At 51.4% G+C, this 17,141-nt stretch carries 15 protein-coding genes; 6 read left to right on the top strand and 9 right to left on the bottom strand.

What is annotated here, in order from left to right:
- Positions 1-138 precede the first annotated feature (138 nt).
- The 6 genes from J4F31_03205 to J4F31_03180 are packed head-to-tail and all read right to left on the bottom strand — an operon-like array spanning position 139 to position 7,485.
- Positions 139-1,080 carry an L-histidine N(alpha)-methyltransferase gene (locus tag J4F31_03205; GenBank protein ID MCE2495577.1) on the bottom strand — a complete coding sequence of 314 codons (942 nt, stop codon included), beginning with the start codon at positions 1,078-1,080 and terminating at the stop codon, positions 139-141.
- A gap of 1 nt (position 1,081) precedes the next feature.
- Positions 1,082-2,011: a bestrophin family protein gene (locus tag J4F31_03200; GenBank protein ID MCE2495576.1), complete on the bottom strand. Its 930-nt coding sequence runs from the start codon at positions 2,009-2,011 to the stop codon at positions 1,082-1,084.
- The gene (gene egtB / locus J4F31_03195; protein ID MCE2495575.1) at positions 2,008-3,159 is read right to left on the bottom strand and encodes an ergothioneine biosynthesis protein EgtB; all 1,152 of its coding nucleotides are present in this window, start codon (positions 3,157-3,159) and stop codon (positions 2,008-2,010) included. Before egtB ends, J4F31_03200 begins: the two co-directional genes overlap by 4 nt.
- 3 nt (positions 3,160-3,162) lie before the next feature.
- Positions 3,163-4,827, bottom strand: a complete 1,665-nt coding sequence (locus J4F31_03190; protein MCE2495574.1) for an FAD-dependent oxidoreductase — start codon at positions 4,825-4,827, stop codon at positions 3,163-3,165.
- Positions 4,827-6,221: a cyclic nucleotide-binding domain-containing protein gene (locus J4F31_03185; GenBank protein MCE2495573.1), complete on the bottom strand. Its 1,395-nt coding sequence runs from the start codon at positions 6,219-6,221 to the stop codon at positions 4,827-4,829. The genes J4F31_03190 and J4F31_03185 overlap by 1 nt, the downstream gene beginning before the upstream one ends.
- Positions 6,222-6,225: 4 nt before the next feature.
- Positions 6,226-7,485: a PDZ domain-containing protein gene (locus tag J4F31_03180; GenBank protein MCE2495572.1), complete on the bottom strand. Its 1,260-nt coding sequence runs from the start codon at positions 7,483-7,485 to the stop codon at positions 6,226-6,228.
- A 213-nt stretch (positions 7,486-7,698) separates the two neighbouring features.
- Here J4F31_03180 and radC point away from each other — a divergent pair, with 213 nt between their 5' ends.
- Genes radC through J4F31_03150 form a run of 6 tightly spaced genes read left to right on the top strand, consistent with a single transcriptional unit; the run spans position 7,699 to position 13,102 of the window.
- Positions 7,699-8,409, top strand: a complete 711-nt coding sequence (gene radC, locus J4F31_03175; protein MCE2495571.1) for a DNA repair protein RadC — start codon at positions 7,699-7,701, stop codon at positions 8,407-8,409.
- Between the two features lie 3 nt (positions 8,410-8,412).
- Positions 8,413-9,543 (top strand): UDP-N-acetylglucosamine 2-epimerase (non-hydrolyzing), encoded by a 1,131-nt coding sequence (gene wecB / locus J4F31_03170; GenBank protein ID MCE2495570.1) that lies wholly within the window; start codon positions 8,413-8,415, stop codon positions 9,541-9,543.
- A complete protein-coding gene (locus tag J4F31_03165; protein MCE2495569.1) occupies positions 9,540-10,844 on the top strand; it encodes a polysaccharide deacetylase family protein in 1,305 nt (434 codons plus the stop codon). The genes wecB and J4F31_03165 overlap by 4 nt, the downstream gene beginning before the upstream one ends.
- A gap of 32 nt (positions 10,845-10,876) precedes the next feature.
- The gene (locus J4F31_03160) at positions 10,877-11,761 is read left to right on the top strand and encodes a hypothetical protein (GenBank protein MCE2495568.1); all 885 of its coding nucleotides are present in this window, start codon (positions 10,877-10,879) and stop codon (positions 11,759-11,761) included.
- Positions 11,758-12,408 (top strand): uracil phosphoribosyltransferase, encoded by a 651-nt coding sequence (upp, locus tag J4F31_03155; GenBank protein MCE2495567.1) that lies wholly within the window; start codon positions 11,758-11,760, stop codon positions 12,406-12,408. The genes J4F31_03160 and upp overlap by 4 nt, the downstream gene beginning before the upstream one ends.
- 1 nt (position 12,409) lies before the next feature.
- Complete coding sequence (locus J4F31_03150; protein ID MCE2495566.1) at positions 12,410-13,102, top strand: YjjG family noncanonical pyrimidine nucleotidase; 693 nt, start codon at positions 12,410-12,412, stop codon at positions 13,100-13,102.
- Here J4F31_03150 and J4F31_03145 read toward each other — a convergent pair.
- The 3 genes from J4F31_03145 to J4F31_03135 all read right to left on the bottom strand — a co-directional run bounded on the left by J4F31_03145 (position 13,099) and on the right by J4F31_03135 (position 17,014).
- Positions 13,099-13,734, bottom strand: coding sequence for a hypothetical protein (locus J4F31_03145; protein MCE2495565.1), 636 nt, complete (start codon positions 13,732-13,734; stop codon positions 13,099-13,101). The genes J4F31_03150 and J4F31_03145 overlap by 4 nt on opposite strands.
- Before the next feature lie 53 nt (positions 13,735-13,787).
- Positions 13,788-15,230 (bottom strand): glyceraldehyde-3-phosphate dehydrogenase, encoded by a 1,443-nt coding sequence (locus J4F31_03140; GenBank protein ID MCE2495564.1) that lies wholly within the window; start codon positions 15,228-15,230, stop codon positions 13,788-13,790.
- A 299-nt stretch (positions 15,231-15,529) separates the two neighbouring features.
- Complete coding sequence (locus J4F31_03135) at positions 15,530-17,014, bottom strand: trypsin-like peptidase domain-containing protein (protein ID MCE2495563.1); 1,485 nt, start codon at positions 17,012-17,014, stop codon at positions 15,530-15,532.
- Between the last annotated feature and the right edge of the window lie 127 nt (positions 17,015-17,141).

The following is a 17,141-nucleotide window of genomic DNA, read 5'->3' as shown; positions in this document are numbered from 1 at the left end:
ATCGTCAGTAGTAGACGTCTTTATAGTTTAAATGTATTAAATCGCACGTTCACTTGCGATTTAATACAGCACCTTTTTTTTGGCCCTACGGGCCGATGCGGTCCTCCACGACTATAACCAACCCAGGTCCTAGGCTAGCTACACCGCCTTCCAATAACTATTCACGAAATAGTGCTTGCAATCGAAATCATTCGCCTGGTGCTCGAACCCGTTTCGTTCGGCCAACCCGGGTAGATTACTCAACTTGAATTTTCGGCTGATCTCCGTGTGGATCGTCTCCCATTGATCAAAGTGGTACGACTCACCCAAGGCATCAATGCGCACATCTTGTTCTACTTTACTCACTAAATAGGAGCGAACCTCGCCCGTCTCCGGTGAATAACTGCAGTAGAAATCGAACTTCATCGGGTCAAAGTGTCCGCCGAGCTCCCGGTTGATACGTGTAAGCAGATTCAAGTTGAAGGACTTGGTAATACCTTCAGGATCATCGTACGCGCGCAGGATTACCTTGGGGTCCTTCTGCAAATCGAGTCCTATGAATAAAGCGTCGTTCGGTGCTAAATGTGAACGCAGCTCGGTCAAGAATCGATCCGCGGCCTCACGCGAGAAGTTGCCCAAATTAGAGCCCAAAAAGAGCACGATGTTTCGTCGATCTCCTTTGCGCAGCACATCCAACCCGCTCATGTAGTCGGTGTTGAGCGGGCTTACGTTCATTTCGGGCCAGCGTGCACAAAGATCATAGCACAGATCATCCAAGGCCGATTTCGAGATATCGATCGGCACATAGGTAAAGTCGGCTCCTTGTTCCAGAAAATACTCGAGCAAGACCTTGGTCTTTTGGCCATCTCCTGCGCCGAACTCCACCAGATTGAATGGGCCGACCGACGGATCGAATTGCGCCAGTATATCGGCCTTGTTGGTCTCGAAGATCTCAAACTCGCTATCGGTCAGGTAGTACGACGGCATGCGCATAATAGCCTGGAAAATGGCGCTGCCTTTGTCGTCGTAATGGTATTTCGACGATATATGTTTTCGCTCAGTGCTGAATCCGGTGCGGACGTCGTCGGCAAAAGAGGTCATATCAATGAATTTTATCGTAGTCGCGTTGAGTTGATTCCGTTTTGACGTGGTGCTTGTCTTCCAGTATCTCGAAAACGTTATTCTTGATGTTATGGGCAATGGTACTGGTGGGCAAATCATTGCAATCCGTCCCAAAGGGGTCCTCGATCTCCTCGGCCATCATCTGCACGCCCATGAACGCGTAGAAAATGAACATGACCAAGGGCACCGTCCAAAACTGAAAGGTTGCTACCAAGGCAAAGGGAAGAAGCACCGTATAGGCCAGGATGAAGGTTCTTATATGTACCGCATAGCTAAAGGGGATAGGGGTTTTCTTGATTCGCTCGCAAGCGCCCAGAATATCCAGAAAACCCCTCCACACCTGCATGGTGTTCCGGTGATCCTCAGGGCCTATTACGTGCGCCTTGTAGGCGTCGTGGAATTTCTGCTGAATCCCTGTGGCAATGTAGTTGGGCACATGGTCCTTTTGATCGTAGCGATGTCGATCGTCATCGGTCAAGTTGATGAGCTCTTCCATAATGACCCCGTTGCGCAAATGCTCCACGAGCGCCAGGCAAAAGTTACTAATCCGCGTGGCCATGAAATGCCGCACCTGTTCGTCGTCCTTGGGAAATGCCGTTTGAACCAGAATGGCGAGGTTTCGGGTGTTGTTCACCAGTGCTCCCCACTGTTTGCGGCCTTCCCACCAGCGGTCGTAGGCCGAATTGGTCCGAAATACGAGTAGTATGCTCAGCACGATCCCGAGGAAAGAGAAAACGGTCGGGTTCATTTTCAGCTCTTCCGAGATCTCTAAATGAATGATAGGGGCGATAAGAATAGCGGTCACGACGCCAACGCCCAGAGTGTAGTACATGAGCTTGCGCATGGTCCGGCTGTGGCCTAAATGTAGGATGTCGCGGCCAAAAGCTTTATTCGGGGTGTAAATGATCATTTTTCTGCGAGCCTGATTCCGTTGAATTGCCAACGAAGGTGAGGATGAAAAAAGTTTCGATACGTCGGCCGGTCGACATGTCCCGGTGGCGACGCCAACGATCCACCGCGCAGTACCATCTGATTCACCATGAATTTGCCGTTGTATTCACCCATAGCGCCCTCGGCCGCCTGGAATCGCGGGTAGGGGAGGTAGGCACTCGAAGTCCACTCCCAAAGCCAACCGCCATTCAGCTGATCGGCCACCGCCTCGCGCTCGAATTCCGTGAGCAGCCTTTTGCCCGCCCAGTGTGCAAAGGCATCGGCCTCGAAGTAACTAATATGCCTAACCGGAGCCTGCGGCTCGATGGCCACCAGTCCATTCAGTTGATACTGGTACCAGTCGCCGTCGACCTTGTACCAGTAAAGTGGGGCTCGCCAATGCTCCTCTTGAACCATTCCCCAGGCTTCACTCAACCAATGGCGAAAATCGCCGTACCCACCGCCCTCCATGAATTCGAGGTATTCGGCGTTGGTAATGTAATCGGCACTGATGCGCGCACCTTCCAAATACACCTTATGCCTTCCTTGTTCGTTGTCGAAAAAGAACCGATCTCCTGTGGCACCGATATCGTACAATCCTTCCGCGAGCTCCACCATCGCGCCGCTAGGCGCCGGAAAATTCGTTTCCCAGTCGCAGCTTTCGTCATAGGCCGGAAACAAAGGGCTGTGCGCCAGCGTGTATTTGAGGTCGGTGATGAGCAATTCCTGATGCTGCTGCTCGTGCTGCAAACCCAGTGCAAGCGTGTCTTCCAGCCCATCGAAGCCGCGCTTTTGAGCTAGGCGATTCACGGCTTCATTCACGTGTGCTCGATACGCGTAGACCTCGGCGACCGTGGGCCTACTCATATGGCCGCGGCGATCGCGCAATACACGATCACCGACCGATTCGTAGTAGCTGTTGAAGAGGTAGTTGTACTTCGGGTGGAATTCCTTGTAAAAGGGATCATTCGGCTTTAGAATGAAGGTCTCGAAGAACCAGGTCATGTGGGCGAGATGCCACTTGGGCGGACTCACATCGACGATCGACTGAGGTACGTAATCCTCGATCTCGAGCGGCTTACAGAGGTCTTCAGTGCGTTGTCTAATGGCGTTGTAGCGGTCGATCATAAATTAGTTTTCGCTGAGGTATTGATGTACCAGGCTGATGCTCATAGCTCCTTCACCTACGGCTGAAGCGACGCGATTCATGGCACCACTTCGCACGTCGCCCGCCGCGAAAACGCCGGGTACGGATGTTTCGAGGGTGAAAGGGTCGCGCTGCAGTAACCATTCTCTTTTGAACGATTCGTGGTTCATGAGGGAGTTGCCCGTGAGCAAGAAGCCTTTGGAGTCGCGCTTGAAATCGGCACTCAGCCAATCGGTGTAGGGGCGAGCACCAATGAAAACGAAGAGTGCTCGGGCCGATACCTTTTCAGTCGCTTCACTTTCGATGTTCTTGATGGTCAGGGCTTCGAGACGATCGTCGCCATGTGCCTCGATCACTTCGGTCTTCGAGAGCACTTCGATGTTCTCTATTCCGTCTATTTGGTCGATGAGGTATTGCGACATGCTCGAGGTGAGATCTTCGCGGCGAATGCAGATGTGGACCTTTCGCGCGAACTTGCTGAGGTACACGGCTCCTTGCCCCGCCGAGTTACCTCCGCCCGCGATATATACGTCGCCGTCCTGGCAGGCAGATGCTTCAGTAGTGGCCGCCCCATAGTAGATTCCCGCGCCCGTAAACCGATCCATCCCCGGAGCGCTTAGTTTTCGGTAGTTGACGCCCGTGGTGACCACTACTGCGCGAGCCTTCAATTCTCCACCTTCTTTCAGTTTGAGGATATTGTAAGGATTCACGCGCTCAATGCTCGACACTTCGGTCGGCGACAAGAACTCGATTCCGAACCGCGTCGCTTGTGTAATGGCCCGTCGAGCGAGGTCTGCCCCGCTCAATCCGTTCGGAAACCCCAAATAATTCTCAATTCGGCTCGATGTCCCCGCCTGACCACTGGGAGCACACCGCTCTATGAGCGCCGTTACACGCCCTTCAGAGCCGCCGTAAACGCCAGCTGCCAATCCGGCCGGACCCGCGCCGATGATCACTACATCATAGGGTTTTTCACTTGCGGTCAAGCTCATTCCAAGCTTTCGCGCCACCTCTTGTACGGTGGGCTTTAATAGTGCTTCGCCGCCTTCGGTCACAAGAACGGGCAAATGAGTTGCATCGAACGAGTGTCGCTCTACAAACGGCGCGGCCCGTTCGGTATTCTCGTATTCGATCCACTCGTAAGGGATCAGATTCCCGGCCAAGAAATCCTTGATCTCGTGACTCTTGGGACTGTATTGATAACCGATCAATCGAACCCCGCGAAACTCAGGAGTGTACTGAGCCCACCAATCGTCCAATAGATCCTTGAGGACTGGAAACAGTTTTTCTTCGGGCGGATCCCAAGGCTTGAGGAGGTAATAGTCCAATTGAACGTCGTTGATCGCCTTAATGGCCGCATCGGTATCCGAATAGGCGGTTAAGAGTACGCGTTTTGCGGTCGGATAAAACCTCTTGGCGAGCTCCAGGAATTCAACCCCGAGCATTTCGGGAATGCGCTGGTCCGACAGAAATAGGGCGACCGTTTCCCCTTTTTTCTTCAACTCTTCGAGGGCCGTTAAGGCCTCGCGGGCCGATGACGTATTCTTGACGCGGTACTCCCGGCGAAACTCCGAACGGAGATCGCGCTGTATCGCTCTCAATATTTGTGGATCATCGTCCACACAGAATATGATCGGTTTTTGCTCCATTAATTCGTCGGCAATACGATTTTAAATTCCGGTCGACCCACTACTGAGTCCAATTCGATCCGCCCGCCATGTCGATCTATAATTCGCTTTACCACGTCCAAGCCCAGTCCGGTACCCTTGCCCATGGCTTTGGTAGTGAAAAACGGGTTAAAGATCTGGTCTTGCACTTCAAGTGGTATTCCGGGGCCATTGTCTACGATCGAGATCTCTAGCGTTTGACTGTGACGCCCCGTTTTCAGCGTTATCTGCGGGTTATCGACTTTTCCTTCCAAGGCATCGAGTCCATTATCGAGCAAATTCGTCCACACTTGATTCATTTCAGATGGGTAGATCAAAACCTTGCCCGTATTCGGATCAAAGTCTTCGCGAATCTTGATTTGAAATCTGCGAGCCTTATGACCTAGCATCCGTACTGTATTGCGCAGCCCTTCAAGGGAATCCAACAGCTGACGGTCCGTGCTTTGGTCCATGTGACTGTAGGTCTTCACCGATTGAACCAGCTCCGATATCCGCTTGGACGCATCTTGGATCTCGTCCACCATTTTTTCCGTCGTCAATACATTGACCAGCCAGCCCAAAGGTGGACCCAGTGCTTTGGCTCCAGTAGTTTCACAAATCTTTTCGAGCTCTTCGATGCGAACGTCAAAATCAACCAATTGCTCAACCCATTCATCGCCGTAGGAAATGTCGTGATCGTCGAGCCAGTCGAAAAGCTCATCTTCGAGGTCATTCCGCTCGAGCAACCCAATATCTCGAACACCCGCTTCGATTTTCCTGCTCGTGAATTCGTTAAGGCTGTCTATGGCTTCTTCGGGGAGCTGCAAGCTGATGACTTTCTTGAATCTATCCGGCACATGGCCGAGATATTCCTTTAATGAATCCGCACTTCTGACGATCGCCGCGGCCGGATTATTCAGCTCGTGTGCAAGTCCGGCGGATAACTTACCCAAAGCAGCAAGTTGATAAACTTGCTGCTGAGTGCTGGTAAAATCGCGTACCCTCGAAGTCATGTGATGAACGAGAGCAGTCGTGATCTCAGGACATTCCACGATTAAATCGCGAAGGTCTTTCCGACAAACGGCCAACAGTCTCACTGGTTTGGTAACGATCCCATATCCAGAAGCATGGGTCATACGGGAATAGGGCAGTAACCCGGTTATGCTCCCTTTCTTAACACTTCCAAAATCGCGACGCTCGCCATTTTGCAACATGTAGAAAACGGCTTCACCCTCGATGATCAGAAACATCTCGTCTGCCGGATCACCCTTCTTAAATAGGAACGCCCCCTCTTCGAGTTCCCGGTACTCGGCGCGCTTGATCAACCAATTGAGCTCCGACTCCGGAACCGATTCAAGCGGTTCAAACATGCGCAGATCTAATATACTACAGCTCATAGCTTCAGTCTTGTTTGTCGAGCAACTGCATCAGTAACAGTACAGCTACATCGCGGTCCTCCATAAGGTCCTCTATACTCGGCTTCACGATGTGCGTGGGAATTACACCGCGATCACTGGTTGCTTGTTTGACCGCCGATGGGTACGATATATGATACCTCGGAATTCCGATACTCATCTTAGAATGCGGAAGTGTGATGAATTGTTTCGATCCTGCGGCATACCCTTCATAGCAGCTGCCCGTTTCCTCGCCAATTACAATCGCATCGCCGTATTCTTTCAGGTATCTGGTCAAAGTACTGCCGTTCGAAAAAGTTCTACCATTGACCAGCACGTAGATCTGTCCGGTAAAGAGATACTTCGATGCTTTGGGTAGCTTGTGCTTCTTTGTTTTGCCCTCCCATGATTCCGATGCCTTGAGCCAAGTTTCATCCGGATCGTTCTGTAGAATATAGGGGACCATTTCGTCGGCGAATTCGTGGAGTCCGCCCATGTTTCCACGCAGGTCGATCACGAGTATCTCAACGCCCCGCTCTTGCATTTCCTTGAAGTTCGCTTTGTATTCTTTTTTTGCTTTGATGCCCATTGACTCCGCTTTTCCGCGGGCAAACGCGGGCAAATACCAGTAAGCTTTGTTTCCGTCTATATCGAATGCAAAGGGCTCGTCTTCCGGTTTGGCCTTGCTTTTGTTTCGCTCTTTGAAATTTTCGACTTGTTGCTCGCGTGTCAAAGCTGAAAGCGTAGCCATTTCTCCTGCAGCGCGATAGGCAGCTTCGAAGGTTTTGGGTTGCTCTATGTGGAAATAGTAAAGCCAGGGAAATACCATTTCGATCGTACGTTCCAAGTAACTATAAATAGCTCCGTGACCTGGTGTACAGGCGTATAGTGTCTCGATGATTTGGCGTACGGAGCGACCGTTGATCGAAAGAATCTCGTCGCCTCGATGAAGTACTGCTTCGTTCGAGATATCCTCCCAGACGAATATTCGACCGTCAATGATCTTTACCTCTACAGGCAAATAGGCATAGGCATTTTTGGGAATGCCTCTGTGTATGGTGCCGGACCAATTTCCCACCCCAAAATGCCCCTCTTTGGCCAAGGCGCAAATGCGACTGACATAGGTGAAGTACTCGAAAGCCGTGCACTCGGGCTGAAGCTCCGACATGATCTTTGATGCTTCTTTATCGAAATAAGGAGCGTATTCGTCCAATGCGGGCTCATATTGATGAATACTGGCAATCAGATAATCCAGATTTTCTCGCACATGGGTTCCGGGCCATAATTGAGCATGGCATGTCAAGCCTATCAATAGGGCAAGGGTCAGGGATTTTAGATTCACGGCGTTCGATTCAAAAGAGAGAGATATCGAACTTAGTGAAAACGGGTGAAATCGACACAGTTTGAGTTAAGCGAATCGGGACTGATCGATGGTCGTGCGATTTTAGTCCGTAAAGTACTTGTGCATGGCCCTCGCTAGATGCAAATTGCGTCAGTGATTTATCAAAGGACGACTAAAATTAAATCTTGGGCCGAAGAAGATCGGCCTCGCGAAAAGCTGGCTCGCTGGGGCAGGCATCACCTGAGCAATGCCGAGCTCATCGGGATCTTACTGGGTTCTGGACTGCGTAATATGAGTGCGGTTGAGCTTGCGCGTAGAATCCTAGATACGGTCGACGAAAACCTCAAAGAACTCGGGAAGCTCGACCATGCCCGTTTGTGTGCTATGAAAGGTGTCGGAAGCGCAAAGGCCTCGCGTCTTTTGGCCGCCATAGAGCTGGGAAGGAGAAGGGAGGGAACCGCAGCTTTGGAACGACCCGTGATTCAATCGAGCCGCGAAGCATACGATATCCTGTATCCATCACTCGTCGATCTCGATCACGAGCAGTTTTGGGTGGTGTTCTTGAACAACGCCAACAAGGTGCTCCGTAAAATGCCTATTAGCAAAGGAGGCATCAGTGGCACGGTGGTCGACCTCAGAGTGCTCTTTCGCGAGTGTTTTTATTGCGGAGCTACATCGATCATCATGGCTCACAATCACCCTAGCGGAAACCTACGGCCGAGTCAGGCCGATCGAAAATTGACGGAGCGGGTAAAACAGGCTGGAGAGGTTCTCGATATTAAAGTCTTGGATCACCTCATCATCACTGAGCAAGAATATTTTAGCTTTGCTGATGAACAGCAACTCTAAGTCATGGTAAAGCTGCACACGGTCGTTGGGGCACGCCCACAATTCATCAAAGCTTCGGCACTGGACCGAGTGCTGAGATCGTACTATTCGGGATTGATCGAAGAAACACTGATCCACAGCGGCCAGCATTACGACGATAATATGTCCGCGTCATTCTTCAGGGAGCTTGAATTACAGAACCCAAAGCATAACCTTGGAGTTAAACCGGGACGCCCGGCCGTACAAACGGCCATGATCACGATAGAACTGCACAAGCTATGGGAGCTAGAGTGCCCCGATGCCGTTCTGGTGTACGGCGATACCAACACCACATTGGGTGGAGCACTAGCCGCCAGCGATCTCGAGATTCCGCTCATTCACGTTGAGGCCGGCCTCAGATCTTACAATAGAGGCATGCCCGAAGAGGTGAATCGGCATTTGACCGATCACTTGAGCTCTATACTGGCCTGCCCTGTGCCAAAGGCCGTGGAGCAATTAGCGGCGGAAGGAATAACCGATTCTGAAACAAGTTCACCAGATTCAGTAAACCCGAGAGTGATTTTATGTGGCGACGTCATGTACGACAATGCCTTGTACTTCGAGTCGAAATCGAGGTTGCCTCAGCAATTGCTAGAAAATGACTTTGTGCTTTTCACCTTGCACCGAGCGGGCAATACCGACGACGGGCCGCGACTAAAGGCTTTGCTTAAAACGGTTTTCGAATTAAGTAGAGACACGGGTATTGCAGTTTACTTTCCTTGCCATCCGCGCACGAGAACGGCGATCGATATGCACTATCCCGAGTTTTGGAAGCTCATTCGCGATAAAGGCCATTTTCATTTTAAAGAGCCAACGACGTACTTCGAGACCTTGGCCTTGGAAAAACACGCGCGTTTCGTTGTGACCGATTCGGGAGGGATTCCAAAAGAAGCGTACTTCTTTGGTACGCCGAGCATTATCTTAAGGACCGAGACCGAATGGAACGAATTGGTAGAGAATACCTTTGCAACGTTGGTCGACGCCGATCGCGACCTTCTAGCGCACCATTGGCACAGACTTTTAGGATCTCCGGGATTCGATAAGATCAACGGTACTTTCGGAAATGGTGATGCCGCTGAGCAGATCACTCGTGAAATTTGGAAGGTATTCGGATGATACTCGTTTACTCACATAAACGAACGCCGCGCGTAATCTACACGTTCAGGCAAGTATTTCAACAGTTCCTCGGGGTTTCGGTGGAGTTGACAAGCGATATATCCACCTTTATCGATCACAAAGGACCCAAGCTGAGCTATTCGCAGCGACCTTTTGGGAAGGAGCTTAATTTTAGAAGTAGTGAGTTGTTGTTCGAGTCCGGAATCAACGAATGGGACATTCAAGTAGGGGAGTACCGCGATACTCCAACTCTTTTTCCGGTACCGGAGCCCTCGGAAGTTCCGTTCGACCCATTTGCCGCCACTTTTTACTTGATCTCGCGATACGAAGAATACCTTCCGCACATTAAGGATAAACACGAGCGCTTTTCGGCAGAGTCGAGCATAGCGTATAAGGCGGGATTCCTGCAACGCCCCGTGGTTGATCAGTGGGCCTTGATGATCAAGGATATCATTTCAGTTCGCTTTCCGGACTTTGTATGGCCGCAGCGAAAGTTCGAGTTCGTGAATACCATCGATATCGATAATGCCTACGCCTATAAGGCCAAAGGGCTCATGAGAAGCTTGGGCGGATTCGCACGTTCGCTCCTAGAGCTTAAAGGGCGCGAATTTTTAGATCGGCTATTGGTCACCTTGGGGTTACGCCCCGACCCCTACGATACTTTCGCCTACCTCAAGGATCTACAACGGACCTATGAGTTAAAAACGATCTATTTCTTCTTGCTGGCCGATTACGGACTTAACGATAAGAACGTTCCGTACACGAATCCTCGCTTCCGCAGTTTGATCAAGGATGTTGCCGACTATGCCATGGTGGGGATTCACCCGAGTTACGGTAGCAACAAAAAGAAATCGAAACTGGAGGCCGAAGTCAATCGATTCGAGGGCATTATCCACCGAGAAGTGACCCGCAGCCGCCAGCATTTTCTGAAATTGACCATTCCCGAAACCTACAGGAACCTGATCGACCTCGACATCACAGATGACTACACCATGGGTTATGCCTCGGAGATCGGTTTCCGCGCAGGTACGTGTAGTTCGTTTTACTTTTACGATCTCGACCTCGAATTCATGACCCCGCTACGTATCCACCCCTTTGCCGTAATGGAAGGTATACTGAAGTTCTATCAAAACCTCGGACCGCAAAAAGCGCTGGAGCGCGTATTGCCTGTGGTGGACGCCGTGAAGGAGGTCCAAGGCACTTTCATCTCGCTCTGGCACAATGAATCGGCCTGCGAAAATGCCATGTGGAAAGGGTGGCGCGACTTCTACGAAGGGCTTATCCACGCATCGAGGTCCTGACAACAATTCCGCATAAGGAGTGTTCCTTGCATATGGTCAAATTCATTCGCCAACAAGAGCTCGACGAAGACGCCTGGAACCAGTGCGTTAAAAAGCACGGTCAAGGCCGGCCATTTCTATTCACTTGGTACCTCGACACGGTTTGTGAGCGTTGGAATGCACTCGTTTACGAAGACTACGAATGGATTATGCCGTTGCCCAGCTATAAGCCGTTTGGAGTAGAATATTGCGTAACGCCGCCTTGGGTATACGCGATGTTCCCAATCGGGCCGCAGGCCCATAACCCAGAAAAGCAGGCCGAGATGTGCGCCCTTTTTCGCGAGCATTGGCCTGCCGAGATCAAGTACACTCGGCTGCCCGGTTTGCAGGGCGATTCGGAAAAGGGTGGGCGGCAAAAACTCTTTTGGTGGCAGTGCGGTCCCGAGTCTTTGGCCCTACGGGCCGATGAACATCTGTTGGCCGATAATGAAGATTACACCTTGTTCAAGAACGATCCGCCCGAGGCCTTGATCGAGCTGATGTTTCGAAAGCGCACTGAGCGACACCCGTTCGATCGGCATGCACGGGAACGTCTGAAGCACCTGATGCACGTGGGTATTTACAAGCGTCGCGGTCAGGTGTGGAGCCTGTACGATCGTAGTAATACGCTTTCGGCTGGGGCCTATATGCTGTACGACGCCGAATGTATTACGATCGTGACTTTGGCCGGTCGAAACGAGAAAGATCGCCGCGAAGAGCGTCGACTGCTCTGGCATATCCTCAAAGAGGCCGAGCCCTATTCGGTACGGGTCGAATGGTATGGTTCCGCCGAGGGCCACGATCTCGTAAATGCCCTGTACCCCGATGTTAAATTAATTCCCGAATTCTACCTGAATCGCCTACCTTGGCACCTCAATTGGTATCGACCCGAGGCATGAAAATAGTAGACTTAAGCGCGCAACCGACCATCGTTAACCAGTATATGGCTGAGATCCGCGACCAAGGGATTCAGCAAGACCGTATGCGATTCAGGCGAAACATTGAGCGCATTGGAATTCACTTGGCTTACGAACTCAGCAAAGACTGCAGCTATTCGAGTCAATCAGTTCAAACACCATTGGGAGTTTCCGAAGTGTCAGTACCCCGTGAGCAACCGGTGGTAGCCAGTATCTTAAGGGCCGGGGTGCCTCTTCATAGCGGAGTGCTCGAGGTCTTTGATAGAGCCGACAATGCCTACATAAGTGCCTACAGAGAGGTGCACGCAGACCACAGCTTTAAGGTTGTGGTGGAATACCTGGCTTGTCCGGACTTGACCGACCGCCATGTTATCCTTTGCGATCCTATGCTGGCGACCGGCCGTTCCATGGTTTTGGCTTATGAGGCTCTGCTAACAAAAGTTAAGCCCAAGCGGGTCGATTGCCTGTCCGTGATCGCGAGTCGAGAAGGGGTCGAATACGTTTCGCGCGAGATGAAGGGCTTGGGAACACTGTACGTTGCCGCGGTAGACGAGGAAATGAACGATAAAAAATACATCGTGCCCGGACTCGGTGATGCGGGTGACCTCGCCTTCGGACCAAAACTCTGACATGGCGTACAAGCACCTATTCTTTGACCTCGACCACACGCTGTGGGATTTCGAAAAGAATGCACAAGAAACCCTTACCGAACTGCTCGCTGAGCTTTCTGATCAAGGAATGCAGCGGATCTCGATAGAGGAGTTCTTTCCACGTTATCGCGTACACAACGACGAAATGTGGCGACACTACCGGATGGGTCAGATCGACAAGGCTACCTTACGTACCACGAGGTTTCAACGAGCATTGGAGGAATTCGGGATCGCGGACCGTGCCGTGGCAAAGTGGATGGAATTCGAATACCTCGACCGATCGCCCTACAAAAAACACCTCTTCCCTGAAGCCATTGAAACGCTCGAATACCTCCGTCAACGCTATGTGCTGCACATCATCACCAACGGGTTCGAGGAAGTTCAGCACATCAAGTTGCGCGAAAGCACACTGGGCGAGCACTTCGATGTGATCGTTACCTCCGAACAGGCAGGCGTGCGAAAGCCTCACGCGAACATCTTCCGCTACGCGTTGAGTCGCACGGGAGCAGAGAAGAGAGAAAGCTTAATGATCGGCGATAACCTGGAAGCTGATATCCTCGGTGCCCAACAGGCCGGATGGGATCAGGTTTACTTTAATCCGGAGAAGACCCTTCATTCGGAGAAACCCACGTACGAGATCACTCACCTGCGCGAATTACGCGAATTTCTTTAAAGTTTTTCCGGTCGCTGAGACCTGGCTTTTTGGGCGAATCGGTAGCGAAACCCGAAGTAGAAAGCAAAATTGCTTGTTTCAGAGCGAACCCAAATGTTGTCATCGTTGAGGAACTTTGATCGACCCAGTTGAACACCTGCAAAGACAAAACTTTTTTCGTTGAGTCGATATTCGGTAAGGGCGTGAAGATTCACTGCAAAGAATTCGGAAGAAACGGTTGCGACATAGGGTACTTTGACGTTTCCATGTGGATCTGTTCCGTCAGAGCCGATCCATTGGTAGCTGTATGTTCCCTTAAAACGCTCATAGTCAGCCAACACATAAACAAACCAGCAACTATCGGGCATTACGGCAATGGGAATTCCAAACTGCACATAGAATCCCGGAACTTCGGACCAATCCCGAGGCGATATAGCTCCGTTGAAGTTCGGTCCTGAAACGGTCGCGGTGCTCGGCAAGGCCAGTCTGAGTCCACTATTGACCACAAGGTCGCGCATCCGCAGATTTACACCGGTGCGAAAGGCATTCGACTGCTGTCCGAACGAAACTTGCGACTGAGCGCTCCATTCCATTTGGGCATGTGTGGTCCCTGCGGTAAATATCAGACTGAATATGAGAAGAGTACGTCGCATAAAAAAAGCCGCTACGTAAAGTAACGGCTTTTTGTTTGGATTTAGCGTGTGGCTTAATAGTAGCGCAAGCGACGCACACTGGCAATGTACTTGGCCAATCGCATCACCTGGCAGCTATATCCGAACTCGTTGTCGTACCATACGTACAAGTTCATGCTGTGTCCATCGTTTGAAACGATGGTTGCTGGGCTATCGAAAATCGAAGGGGCAGTGCGTCCCACGATGTCCGATGACACGAGCTCGTCGTCCATGCTGTATTCGATCTGCTCTACCAAGTCGCTGTATAAAGCGGCCTTGCGCATGGTCAAGTTTACATCGTCCTTGTCCGTCTTCTTGTCGACGGCCAAGCTCAAAATCGCCAAGGATCCATTTGGGGTCGGTACCCGGATCGCGTTTGAGGTCAACTTTCCATCGAGCTGTGGCAGAGCTTTCGATACCGCTTGTCCGGCGCCCGTCTCCGTGATCACCATGTTCATGGCCGCGGCACGTCCACGGCGGTACTTCTTGTGCATGTTGTCGACCAAGTTCTGGTCGTTCGTGTAGGCATGCACGGTTTCAATATGCCCTTTGGAGATGCCGTAATTGTCTTCGATCACCTTCAATACAGGAGTAATGGCATTCGTGGTACACGAAGCAGCTGACCAGATATCGGTAGTGGCCGGATCAAAATTGCGCTGATTCACTCCGTGAACGATATTCGGCACTCCTTTACCGGGAGCGGTCAAAAGTACTTTGTCGGCTCCTTTGGCCTTCAAGTGACGACTCAAGGCTGCTTCATCCCTGAAAGCACCCGTGTTATCGATCACCAAGGCGTTGTTGATGCCGTAAGCGGTGTAGTCGATATCCTCCGGATTGTTGGCGCTGATGATTTGGATCGGCCGACCATTTACGATCAAGCGGTAATTCTCCACATCTACTTCAACAGTGCCGGGGAAATGACCGTGAACCGAATCCTGACGCCACAGCGAGGCGCGCTTTTCGAGCTGCTCGGGAAAGCTGTCGCGGGTCACGATCGCACGCAAACGCAGTTGCTCTCCACGACCTTCCTTGCTGATGAGCAAACGACCCAACAAACGACCAATACGGCCAAAACCGTACAAGACCACATCTTTCGGAGTCAACTCATTCGACGCATCGATCAAGTGATCCAACTTGTCGTGAACGAACGAGTCGATCGACTCGAACTGATCTTTCTCCTTGATCCACTCAGCGGCTAAACGACCGACATCCAAACGCGCCGGTGCGGCATCCACCTTAGAGATGGTGCGCAATAGATCCAACGTGATCTCGATGGTAATGGGTTCGTCCTTGATCTGACGCGCATAGTGATGCGTGTTCAGGATCTCACTGATGCTCTGATCGAGCAAGGGCTTGCGGAAAAGAGTTACTTCAATGGATTTGTCGAGCCACAGATCGGTAACGATCTTAACGAATTCTGCTGCGGCCTTATCCTGCTGAACGCGAAGCGAAATATGCTCCTCATAAGACTGGGGCATGACTTTTCTTTTGTGTAGTTAGTGAAGTCTTAAACTGCTGCAAAAGTAGAACTTTAGCACCTATTGAGGCACCTTTTAAACCATGAAAAGTGCGCTAACTAATTTCTAAACCGCAACCTCACGCGCTTTCATTGACCCCCTACGCCGAGTAAGCGTTCCGGGATTCTTGTAATTCTTTGGGCCTACGGCCCGATGGGCAACGCCCACATCCAAAACAGCTCCGTGCCCGGCCATGGCACTAGCAACAAAAACGGCCCAGTAAAAACTGGGCCGCCATCGTTCTATTTAATTCGTTTACCTTACAGTCCAAAGGCGTAGTAGCGCACTTTTCCACCCGGATAAAACCCTTTAACGAATACGCCTACATCTTCGCGCCCCTTGAGCGCATCGCCCACGTCTTTCGGCCGTTTGATGTCGTAGGTTTGGTTGTCAACGGTGATCTCGGTTATGATGAACCCTTCGCGAATACCCTCACTGCGAAGCTTTCCGCTTTCAAGCGCTTTGATGCGCACCCCGTGATCGACGCCATAGGCGCTGAGTTCGCGCTGGCTGGGAAGTTCGAGCTCCGCACCCAGTATGCGACTCGCCATGAGTTCTTCGCGGTCGATGAGGCTGGTGCTCCCTTGCATGTTGCGCAGTACCAAGCTGAAATTGCGTTCCTGTCCTTCGCGGTTGACCAACACATTCACACGATCCCCGGGGCGATAACGGGCGATCTGCTCCTGTAGTTCAGTCACGCGCTGCACGGGTACGTCATTCACGGCCACGATGATGTCTCCGACCTTCATTCCGGCATCGGCCGCAGCTCCTTCTTCAGTTAGGCCGCCCACATACACTCCGTTATTCAGGTTGAGGTCGAACTCCTTGGCCAATTGAGCATTGACATCGCGAATATTGACTCCGATAAAGGCGCGCTGAACCGTACCGTATTCTTTGAGATCGCTCACTACCTTGCTCACCATATTGGCCGGAACGGCAAAGCTGTATCCTTCGAACGATCCCGTGCGGGTCGATATCGCCGTATTGATCCCGACTAACGCTCCGTCGGTATTTACCAACGCTCCGCCCGAGTTCCCCGGATTTACCGCAGCGTCGGTTTGTATGAACGATTCAATGGCAAAGCGTTCCGGTATAATATTGATGCTTCGGCCTTTCGCCGATACGATTCCGGCTGTCACCGTGCTCGTGAGGTTGAACGGATTACCAACGGCCAATACCCATTCGCCCACCCGGACTTCATCGCTGTTGGTGAACGGGATAAAGGGCAAATCGTTTTCGTCGACCTGCAACAAAGCGATATCGGTAGTAGGATCCGTGCCCACGAGCGAAGCGGTAAATACCCGGTTATCGTCCATGGTCACCCGGATCTTACTGGCGCCATAGATAACGTGGTTGTTGGTTACGATATAGCCATCCGAATCGATGATGACCCCGCTGCCAGAGCTCAAAGTCGGGGTAGAGCGTCGCGGGCTTTGACCGTAAAAATACTCATAGAACGGGTTGTTATAGGTCACTTCCTGAGAGCCGATCGCCTCTACGTGTACCACCGATGCTAAGGTTTTGTTGGCAGCATTGACGAAGTCCGGTGCACCCGCCACGGCCGATAAGCTGGCCGATCGCGACAAAGGTGTGCTTCCGCCCGCAGGGCGAAAACTCGTTGGATACGAAGCGGGTTCTACCATGCGTACCTCGTATGGATTTTGGGGAAAGAAATAAGTATATGCGCCTAAAGCTACCGCGCCGCCGAGTAGTGCGACCGCAAAGGTTCCGAGTAACTTCTTCATAGGGTTTATTATTATTATGTTTGGTGTCGATGAAACAGGGCAAATGCCATGCCACTGCAATTTTGACAGATAACGCCGGGCAGGAGTTCCAAGTTGCAAATTACGGCAGCTTTAACAAGACTTTAAC

The sequence above is a fragment of the Flavobacteriales bacterium genome, from assembly GCA_021296215.1.
Classification (GTDB): domain Bacteria; phylum Bacteroidota; class Bacteroidia; order Flavobacteriales; family ECT2AJA-044; genus ECT2AJA-044.
The sequence above is the reverse complement of the archived record's forward strand: the minus strand, read 5'-3'. Positions and strand labels throughout refer to the sequence as shown.